At 58.8% G+C, this 9,027-nt stretch carries 12 protein-coding genes; all 12 read right to left on the reverse strand.

Going from position 1 to position 9,027, the window contains the following annotated elements; genetic code table 11:
- A complete protein-coding gene (locus ASD94_RS18350; protein ID WP_156391471.1) occupies window positions 1-777 on the reverse strand; it encodes a hypothetical protein in 777 nt (258 codons plus the stop codon).
- A gap of 2 nt (window positions 778-779) precedes the next feature.
- Window positions 780-1,136: a hypothetical protein gene (locus ASD94_RS18355; RefSeq protein ID WP_056645907.1), complete on the reverse strand. Its 357-nt coding sequence runs from the start codon at window positions 1,134-1,136 to the stop codon at window positions 780-782.
- The gene (locus ASD94_RS18360; protein WP_156391472.1) at window positions 1,136-2,095 is read right to left on the reverse strand and encodes a hypothetical protein; all 960 of its coding nucleotides are present in this window, start codon (window positions 2,093-2,095) and stop codon (window positions 1,136-1,138) included. The genes ASD94_RS18355 and ASD94_RS18360 overlap by 1 nt, the downstream gene beginning before the upstream one ends.
- Window positions 2,096-2,366: 271 nt before the next feature.
- Window positions 2,367-3,923: a hypothetical protein gene (locus tag ASD94_RS23725; RefSeq protein WP_156391473.1), complete on the reverse strand. Its 1,557-nt coding sequence runs from the start codon at window positions 3,921-3,923 to the stop codon at window positions 2,367-2,369.
- Window positions 3,923-4,264, reverse strand: a complete 342-nt coding sequence (locus ASD94_RS18370; RefSeq protein ID WP_056645915.1) for a hypothetical protein — start codon at window positions 4,262-4,264, stop codon at window positions 3,923-3,925. Before ASD94_RS18370 ends, ASD94_RS23725 begins: the two co-directional genes overlap by 1 nt.
- Complete coding sequence (locus ASD94_RS18375; RefSeq protein ID WP_156391474.1) at window positions 4,261-4,593, reverse strand: hypothetical protein; 333 nt, start codon at window positions 4,591-4,593, stop codon at window positions 4,261-4,263. Before ASD94_RS18375 ends, ASD94_RS18370 begins: the two co-directional genes overlap by 4 nt.
- A gap of 905 nt (window positions 4,594-5,498) precedes the next feature.
- Window positions 5,499-6,335 carry a hypothetical protein gene (locus ASD94_RS18380; RefSeq protein ID WP_056645920.1) on the reverse strand — a complete coding sequence of 279 codons (837 nt, stop codon included), beginning with the start codon at window positions 6,333-6,335 and terminating at the stop codon, window positions 5,499-5,501.
- Window positions 6,335-6,961, reverse strand: a complete 627-nt coding sequence (locus tag ASD94_RS18385) for a hypothetical protein (protein ID WP_056645923.1) — start codon at window positions 6,959-6,961, stop codon at window positions 6,335-6,337. Before ASD94_RS18385 ends, ASD94_RS18380 begins: the two co-directional genes overlap by 1 nt.
- A gap of 2 nt (window positions 6,962-6,963) precedes the next feature.
- Entirely contained in the window at window positions 6,964-7,266 is a 303-nt protein-coding gene (locus ASD94_RS18390; protein ID WP_056645927.1) for a hypothetical protein, read from the reverse strand.
- The gene (locus ASD94_RS18395) at window positions 7,263-7,547 is read right to left on the reverse strand and encodes a hypothetical protein (RefSeq protein ID WP_056645931.1); all 285 of its coding nucleotides are present in this window, start codon (window positions 7,545-7,547) and stop codon (window positions 7,263-7,265) included. The genes ASD94_RS18390 and ASD94_RS18395 overlap by 4 nt, the downstream gene beginning before the upstream one ends.
- A gap of 50 nt (window positions 7,548-7,597) precedes the next feature.
- Window positions 7,598-8,524, reverse strand: coding sequence for a DUF5309 domain-containing protein (locus ASD94_RS18400; RefSeq protein WP_056645934.1), 927 nt, complete (start codon window positions 8,522-8,524; stop codon window positions 7,598-7,600).
- Window positions 8,525-8,529: 5 nt separating this feature from the next.
- Window positions 8,530-8,958 (reverse strand): hypothetical protein, encoded by a 429-nt coding sequence (locus ASD94_RS18405; protein ID WP_056645938.1) that lies wholly within the window; start codon window positions 8,956-8,958, stop codon window positions 8,530-8,532.
- Window positions 8,959-9,027 lie beyond the last annotated feature (69 nt).

Here is a 9,027-nt window from a genome sequence, read left to right on the forward strand (position 1 = left end):
TTACGCTCCTTCGCCTCGGAAGCCTTCACCAGCCTGTTGGCGGCGGCGGCGTTCTTCTTCGGCCAATTGGTCGGGGGTCTTGTCTGCTGGCTTCTCTGCTACGGGCGTCGCAGGGATGCCGTTTGTTGCGGTGAATGGGTTGAGCTGGACAAAGTCCAACAGGCCGTAGTTCCCTTGTGTAGGGGCTTGGAATGGGCCTTGCTGAATGGCAGAGAGCAGACCTTGCGGCATGGAGCCTTGCGAGTACATGGAAGGCTCCTGCATGGCATCGGACATGGACATGCCGCCCGCCATTCCCAGAGAGCCAATGCCCTGCCCCATTTGGCCCATCGCAGCCATCAAGCCGCCTTGCCCGCCTTGCATCTGCATGGGCTTGGCGGAGTACACCCCGTCTCCACCCTGCTGCATCATCATGGGCTGCTTGGTGTTCTGCATGGGCATTTGGCCTTGCATGGCTTCCATCTGCGACTGACGCGGCCCGCGCTGATAGTTGGACTGCATCATGTCGTTGGCAAACTGCATCATCCCGGGCTGGATCTGATTGCGGAACTGGTCCAAGTCAGAAAACAGGTTTTGATACCCGGTGCGCTGCATCGGGTTGAACGGGTTTTGCTGGTAGTACCGCTCCAATCCCTGGCCGGTGTCAAGCGAGTTGGTCAGGGGCTTGATAGCCGGTGCCCATGGCTCTTTGGATGCGGTTTGTTGACCGCCGCCGCCACCGTCAGACATGAGGCCGCCGACTACGGCTCCGGCGATTGGTGCGAGTGCTGCTGGCATGCTTAAAGCTCCTTGTCTGCTGTGACGCTGCGAATTCGGTAATCAGGGCGGCGACGTGCGCACCCTGGGCGGCCCGAGAAGTAGGACCAGACACACCCGATGGACTTGGCCCAGGCGTTGGCTTCATCGATCAGGGCGGGCTCGTACACCCCGGCACTGAACTTGAGATCGATGGCAAGGCCGCGTTTGGTTCGGACTACTTGGGAAATCAGCCAGTAGTCGTTAAGCCGCCAGAGCTGGGCCTTGTCCTCTTTGCACAAGGTGATCCAGTCATCGACGTGCTGGTCGTCCGAGTAATCGAACGCAGGCCGCAGCGCATCCGCCGCCTCTGCGGGGATGGTGGTTGGCGTGTAGTGCATCAGTCGCCCATGCTTCCGCGGAAGTTGGGCGCCCAGAAGTTGGTGCCGTTGGCTGTGTCTGATGCAGAGCCTGCGGTATTGCCCCAACCTTGCGCGAAGCGACTGCCCAACTGCGCACCACCCAACGCACCCATCACCGGGTTGCCTTGCTGGCTGGTCGAGCCAGTGGTGGACCCGTAGCCTTGGCCGATGCCGTTGTACTGGTTGGCGAACTGGCTCCAGTAGTTCATTGGGGTGTTCTGGACGTTCGTGCCAGCATTGATCCCGGCTTGGTTGTTCGCCATGCCCTGGTTGACCACACCCAGGCCAAAATTCGCACCGGCCAAGCGGTTGTTGAAGTTGTTCTGGTTGATCTGGGCGTCCAGGCCTGCATAGCCAAGATCGTTGCCGCGCAGGCCTAAGTCGTAATTCAGCGCGGTGTTGAAGCCGTTGCCGTACAGGTTGGACAGTGCGCCGCCGATCTGTGTGTTCAGATCGTTCATGGCGTTTGCCTCCACCACACCCTGCCGAGAGCCGCCAAAACCACCAGAGGCCATCGCGCCCGATGCGATGGACGGCATGACACGACGATTGAAGTTGTCGGTCATCTGCCCGACCATGGTGTTACCCATTTGTGTCAGGTAGGGGTTCTGGCCCGCTGTCGATGCGGACGAGGTGCCGCCAGAAAAACCGCCTGGCGAGCCCTGCATGGGCTTGGTGTTGTAAGCACCAGGTGACCCACCTGAATATCCAGCACCACCCCCAGCACTAGCGCCCTGCCCCCAATCCATGTTGCCCAAGAATGAGCTGGTTGGGTTTTGGATGTCTGCTGCGGTGGTTGGCGCGGAGTTAGGGCTGTACTGGCCGTTGAATGCGTTGGCATAGGCTTGGCGCGCAGCCACTTCGGCATTGACGTCCCCACCGGCCCCGGCCTGCTGGATGTCATCCATCCACTGCTGATAAGTCTTGTCGCCGATCAAATTTGCCATGATTGCTCCTATCCGATGAATACCCAGGTGCCGCTTCGATATGCGTACAGGCCAGCCCCAGATCCGGGGTTCCAGTTCGTCCCATCCGCCTGCGCGTACCGCACCACACGACCGCTGGTGGGAACCTTGGGCGCGCTGTTGGAAATGGCGATGTCCAAATAAAAAACGGGCTCTTGTTGAGCCCGTGCTATTTCTGCCAATTCCTGGTTTAGAAACGCAGGAAGCTGCGCCGCATCTGGCGGCACGTTGTTAGGTCGGTACATCAGTAGCGCCCCGCTGGTTGAAGGTCGATGCCATAGCTGGTGATTCGCCACGGCTGGTTGTCGAGTGACGTGATGCGCACTGCAAGAAATTTGTATTTCGCAAACAGGTCGACTTGGTTGTTCTCCGTGGTGCCGACCGTGTACTGGAATGGCGCCCCGTAGCTCACGGCTTGCTCCGTGTTCATGGCCCCGCCAAGTTCAATTTGAATCTTGGTGCCTTTGGATGCTTCAACGCGCACGCGCAGCCCTCTGGCGCCCTTCACCAAGTCTGGGTCGCCAAAAGTGAGGCCGGTGCGTTCTGCATAGCTGGTGTACGCCGCTCCATTGCGCGTGCCAGTGACATCGGCTGCGACGACCAAAGGCGCTGCGGAGCACAGCAAAAGGCGTTCTTGCGCTTGCGACAGTTCGTTTTCGTCCCACGCAAACGTGGCATCGCTCCAGGCGTAGTTTTGCTCGGCCCAGGTCTTGGTCGCTGCGTCTGCAAGCTGGCCCGCTGCGCCGTAGGTCACGTTATCCAGGGTGCGGATACTCCAGGTCTTATCCGTCCAGTTCCACACAAGAGCTTTCGTGCATGCAGCTTTTCCAAGCTCTGGAAAACACACCCACACTTCGCTTGCAGCTGGATTTGCGACAAGAAAGGACCGCGAACGATTGGTACTGTCGATGGTCTTAAACAGGAATTTGCGATCAATCCCGTTGATGATCGAATTAGTCCCTTGACCTGAGTGCAAAACCACATCGCCGTTTGTCAAAACCACGTGGCCTAGCGGCGTGTCGGCCACGCATCCAATGGCGAGCATCCCAGTCTTGCCAGGCAAACGCTGAAAGCGGAACACATCGGTTCCACCTGTAGCACGCATGGCATACATCGAGTTTTGTTTGTACAAAACATTGACGTCGCCCATGACCAGTTGATCCAACATCAACCCCGGGTCTTCTGCCAAATCCAGATCGCCAGCCAGTTTTGTAAGATCCGTGGCGTCCCAAGAGTCAGGCACGTTTCCAGGGGCGGCTGCATTCGACCATGCCACCAAATGCGGGTAAGAAACACCCGACTTCGTGATGCCGACTGCGACCAAAACGTTTTTGAATGGGCGTATTGATTTCGCCACCCATCCAGTCGGCCAGTTTGGCAACGGGACGAGCTTATTGGGCGCTCCACGGTCCCAATACCAGGGCGCATCTTTGCCGTTGTTGAGTACCAGTACCCCATTCAAAACACCGCCGGTCCAGCGATCATCCACAGCGCCGGTAGGTGCAGAGGTGGGGGTGATGTTTGTGCGAGATGGCGACCCGCCCGTGTAGGTGTCCGCATATACCGCCGCCAACCCTGCATGAATCACATACTGCGTCGTGTTGGTGTAGTAGGGCTGCAGAAAGTAAGGCGTGACGGCGGGAGTGTCGAAAATCTTCTGCTCGCCCTTCATGCGCTCCAAAGCACCGTCGCGAAAGCGAACATTGGCGCCGTCCGTCCAGACGTTGTCGGCCAACTCCTGCGGCTGCAAGTCCTTGTTGATGCCGTGCTGACCCAGTGGGCCTACTTGCTTGATAGGCATCAGATGTGATCTCCGCTGGGGTCGAATCGATCCAGCAGTTGCTCGGCCCACACCGCGACAGACTTACGCCAGCCGCTGGACTCGATGTTGTGGCGCTTCAATCGGGCCGTTACCGTGCCTTCTTGAGGCAATTCCAGCAGGATCAGCGACAGCGCAAACACGTTGCACAGGAAATCCAGCGCCAGACCGACAAACAGCACCGGGTAGCCAAAGACCTTGCACCAAAACGTCAGGCCCACGGTGTCTCGGGCGCGCTTCAGGCTCATGACGGCCAAAAAAAAGACCCATAGGGTCAAAAACAGAAAAAAGAAGTAAAACGGGGCTAAAAGAATGTGCGTCATAGCTGTGCCCGCAGTGCTGCAATCTGCTCGTCAAGTGCTTTTAAACCGGCATAGCCTTTGTTCTTGACCCGGAGCTGCTCCAGCGTTAAGCCAGCCGCCAAACCCCTTTCCTCTGCCATGGCGATCAAACTTTCTCGTGTCACGCGCGGCATGTTTTCCGCGTCTTCAAGCTGCTTGATGTGACGCAAGATCAACTCTCGCGGCGTTGGCTCCGGGTCTTGATACGCAGATTGGCGCCAGGCTCCTGGATACTCCGCATTCGCAAAAGCTGGGTCTGCGGTGATGGTGTTTACGACATTTCCAACGGGGTCAATAATGTCGATGCGCATGCTCATTCCTCAGTGAATTCAAGAATGACGTAAGCGGAGCCTCCAGCGCCTGAGTTTGGAGATGCGCCGCCCCCGCCTCCTCCACCGCCGCCAGTGCCGCCCGTTTTGGCCAAGTTGCCAGACGATGCGCTGCCCCCGCCACCACCTCCGAAGCCGCCACTACCCGCTGCAGTCGATGCGGTGGCGCCTACACCTCCACCGCCCGGGCCTCCATCTGGAGTGGCAGTAACGCCGCCACCGCCAGAGACATTCACCAACAAACGGCTATGCGTCTCGCTGGTCATACCGACTGTCTGTATGGACTGCAGCGCCAAGTTTTGCGCACCTACGCCAGAGCCGCCCGCAGCGCTGCTTAAGCCATTGGCCCCAACGCCACCGCCACCGCCACCATTGGAGCTACCAGCGCCACCGTTACCGCCAGTAGTCGTCCCTTCCAACAAGGCCCCGGCGCCGCCACCACCTCCACCGCCTGACGCATTCCCAGCGCCACCCAGGCCGCCCAGCCAGTAAGAATCACATCCAGTGGGCTCCGTGTTAGCAGCAGGGGAAACGCCGCCAGTCACGCCACCATTCCCGCCAGGGATGCTGACGCTGATACCTGTGCCAGTGACCGTTGTGGTGCCGCCTTGATTACCAGCGCCCGAACTCACTGTGGCGCCGCCAGCTCCAAGGGTGACGACAATGCTTGCGCCAGCGGTCACCACAGCTTTCTTGATGCCAACCGTTCCGCCATTGCCGCCAGATGCGTTTGATGCGCCGCCAGCACCGCTGCCAGCGGCGCCCATAGCGCGAACGCGTACCGTGCCAGATACAGGGGCGACAACGGTTCGTGACGTTGGGCAAAAAACAATGGTTTTGTTGCCCCCACCACCCCCCCCACCGAAATAGTCTGTAAACAAGCTCATTTAGATATTCCCGTAAGTTGCATTGCCTGTGCCAATGACCAAGAACGATGCGGAGAGCTTGTTCAGCGTCATCACACCGGGGGACGTTTGCCCACGAAACTTGGTGGAGCCCCAATCCACTGCGGAAGTGGTCGTGTTGGAGGAATTGGTGATTTGGCAGATCTCTCCATCAGCCAAAGTCGGCAGCGTCACGGTGATGCCGCCAGCGGTGATGACGTTGTTGAAGCCTTTGAGAGCTGTCGAGCTGGTGCTGATGTAGTTTCGATACAGGATCGCGTAACCCCAGCTTGCAGTCGTGCCATCAGTAGTGACCACTCGTCCAGCGTTGCCAGATTGGCCCGGCAAGGCTGCAGAAAACGCAGCGGTAGCCACAAAAGCCGTGGAAGCCGCTTTGTTGGAAGAGTCGCCCACGGTTGCGGTGGGGACGGTGATGGTTGCGCCTGTGAAGTTTTGAGTGCCCGACCACGATTGCCCAGCGATAGCGCCTTTGGCATTGATTTGCGCTTGAGCGTCGCTGGTGATGGTCTCCAGATAGCCGCGAATAGTCGGCGTGAGACCGCCTATCGTTGTCGTGCCAGGAAAAACGTGCGGTCCGGTCCATGTCTGCCCTGAAATCGCACCCTTTCCATCAATCTGCGTCTGAATCGCAGAATTCACGCCAGTGACGTAGTTCAGCTGCACATCCGTTGCGGAAATGACGCCCGCCACATTAGGGAACGTGGTTTTGACGACAGTCTTAAGCAGCCTCAAGTGGTCATCACCCTCGCTCACCATGTCTGCCGCCGTTGGCAAGGCGGTGTTGAGCTGAGATGGGTAGGTTGCGGATTCGACGGCCATTAGATGAGCCTCCGTGCGTCTTGCATGATTCGTAGTTGTGCGCCCGAGTGCTTGTTGCCGTCATCCTGTGCTTGCAGGCTGTTCATCACCGAGGCGAAGCGCGACAGTTCTCGGGCTGTCAGGTCTGGGTCCTCGGTGTAGTAGCCCACCTCGACCAACATGGCGGAGATGTAGACCGACGATGCGTTGTTGGTCAGCCAGTTGCTGTCTGTGTCGTTCACCAGGGCGGGGAACTTGGCGTAGTAGGTGATTTCCACGTCCTGCGAGAACGATGGGGAGAACACCAGCGAATTACCACGCAGCGAGAAGAACGAAGGAAAGCCCGAAGCAAGTTCCTGCTCGCCCATGTTTTCCAGCGGCTTGAAGTCCAGCGGCTTTTTGTACGTGGGCGACATGACCACGCTCACGCGCTTCATTTCGAGGAAATCAGCGGGCAGGGTCGATGACGCAGGATTGACGACAGTCATCATGGACGACAGCCGCAAAGGAGGAACATCGCCCTCTGACGCCCCAGCGTAGATGCGCTGCTCGGCAAGTTCCAAGAAGGTCGGCATCATCGTTGCAAGGTCTGAGCGATGGGCGTAAGCCGCCACCGCGTCCTTGATCTGCCGCCAAGTCATCGCCATGGTCAGAAGTCCTCAAGCGGCATGATGTTGACCTTGCCGACCGCAGCACCTTGGATGTGCGCAATGTGCGTGTGCCCACCCACGGCAAGGATCACGCTGTCGGCAGGCTGCACAAGCAGGCTGTTTGCTGTTGCAACAACCGATGCGCTGCCCATCTGGACATAGCTTTCATTCGTGGCTGCGATGCGCACATACAGGGGCTTGGTCCCGGCAGAATTCACAGGAACAGGCACGGCAGCCGATGCAGCACCGGTGGTGACGGTCGTACCGTTCGCGGCGATGGTTATGACGTCTTCGCGTTTCATATTTTGCCCTTCCAAATGCGGAGGTCGGCGTAATCGGGGTCGTTCAGAAAGCGCTTGCGCACTTCTGGATCGGTCATCCACTGATGGACAGTGATGCCCTTGACGTTGCAGTAGTGCTCAATGACCACCGGGGGAATGGAGGCCACTACGCGAGCACCTGGGCGCCCTGTGAAGCCTTCGTTGGACAAGGCTTTGTTCCTGTCCACAATCGCACCGACGTTTTGCGTGCGAGTAATGACGAGTTGCTCGTCTTCTTCTTTGTAGAAGGTCTGTACGGTCATATAAAAAGCCCCCCAAGGTTTCCCCTGGAGGGCTATTCAGTGGTGGGCGATTACTGGATATCGCGGGTGCAGGCCATGCCGCGTTCTTCACGGGCTTCCAGCGCGTATTCGCTTTCGATCATGAAGTTGCGGGCTGAGCCGATGCGGGCCAGTTCCTGGTCTTCCATGTCACGCAGGACGGCCAGGGCGCACAGATCGGGGTCGATGTAGTACGCCTCGCGGGTACGCTGCATCACACGGTTCGGGACAATGTCCAAGTCACCGAAGTCGGTCTTGATCACGTCCCAGGCGGTGTTGAGCTGCTTGGTTTCGCCCTTGATGAACTTCGTACCGGCACCGGTGAAGGTGGCGGAGATGTTCTGCTTGATGGATGGGTGCACCATCAGCATGGAGATGTTGCCGCCGTTGGTGTAGGCCGACAGGGCAGCGGTGCGCATCAGGGCTTCGGTGAAGGTCCGCAGCGTGCCGTCTGTGGGGGCGGTGTTGGTGACAAAGTTGGGGTTTGCACCAGTTGCACCGAACGAGCCACCGGTGACCAGCCAACCGCGCAGGCCGCGAGTCTGACGGGTTGCGCCAGTGGTCAGCGTGGGGTTTTCGATCAGCGCCAGTTCCATGTCTTTGCGCAGTTCCTTGCCCTGCTTGATGGTCTGGTAGCGGATTTCCGACTTGCGGCCCGCCTTGGACACACGTTCTTGCGTGTCGGTGATCGAGAACGTCTTGCGCGAGATCTGCGTCTGGTTGGACAGGCGCTGAGTCGGCGTGATGGCGGTGTAGGTAGCGTCCGCGCCTTCTGCCACAGCGTTGTTAGCTGGGGTCGCCAGCACGTCACGCTGCCATTCGTGGGTCACGCCGGTGGCCTTTACCTTGTCGATGGCTGAAATCAGCGGCGTGTCAGTGGGAGCGGTGTTGTAGATGATGTCTACGAGGTCTTCACGGTTACCGATGGCCGTGGTCGTACCGAAGCTATTTGCTGGCATGTTGATTACTCCTGCGATTGAGCGAGGTAACGGGCGACGTCACGCATGGATCGGCCCGACTTCATGAATTGGGACTTGGCCTGCGCCGCTTTCGCGCTGCGCCCGCCGTCTTGGGTTGCGGTGCCTGGCTTTTGCGTCTTGGGAGGGACGTTTGCCAGCTTCTCGCGCACGGTTCCAGCGGCTTGCTGGCGTCCGTGGAACTTCTCCAGGTCGCGCAACATCAGCAGGACGCGGTGGTCCGTGACGGTGCCAAGCTCCTGCCCGGTCATGCCGTACTTCTGGAGAACTCCAGACAGTCGCTGCGAAAGCTGTGCACGCTTTGCAGGGTCGGCAAACTCGGGGAGGGCCTTTGCGGCCTTTTCATACTCAGCGGCCAGTTGCTGTTGCGCTTGGTGTTGCGCAAGGGTGTTGACGCCGACCGAAAACTGAGCCACTTTTTGGTGTGATGCCGACCTAAAACTGAGCCAGGTGTTTTACCTACCCTGCTGTTTTGTGCAGCAAGG

The sequence above is a fragment of the Acidovorax sp. Root70 genome (assembly GCF_001428225.1).
GTDB lineage: Bacteria > Pseudomonadota > Gammaproteobacteria > Burkholderiales > Burkholderiaceae_C > Acidovorax.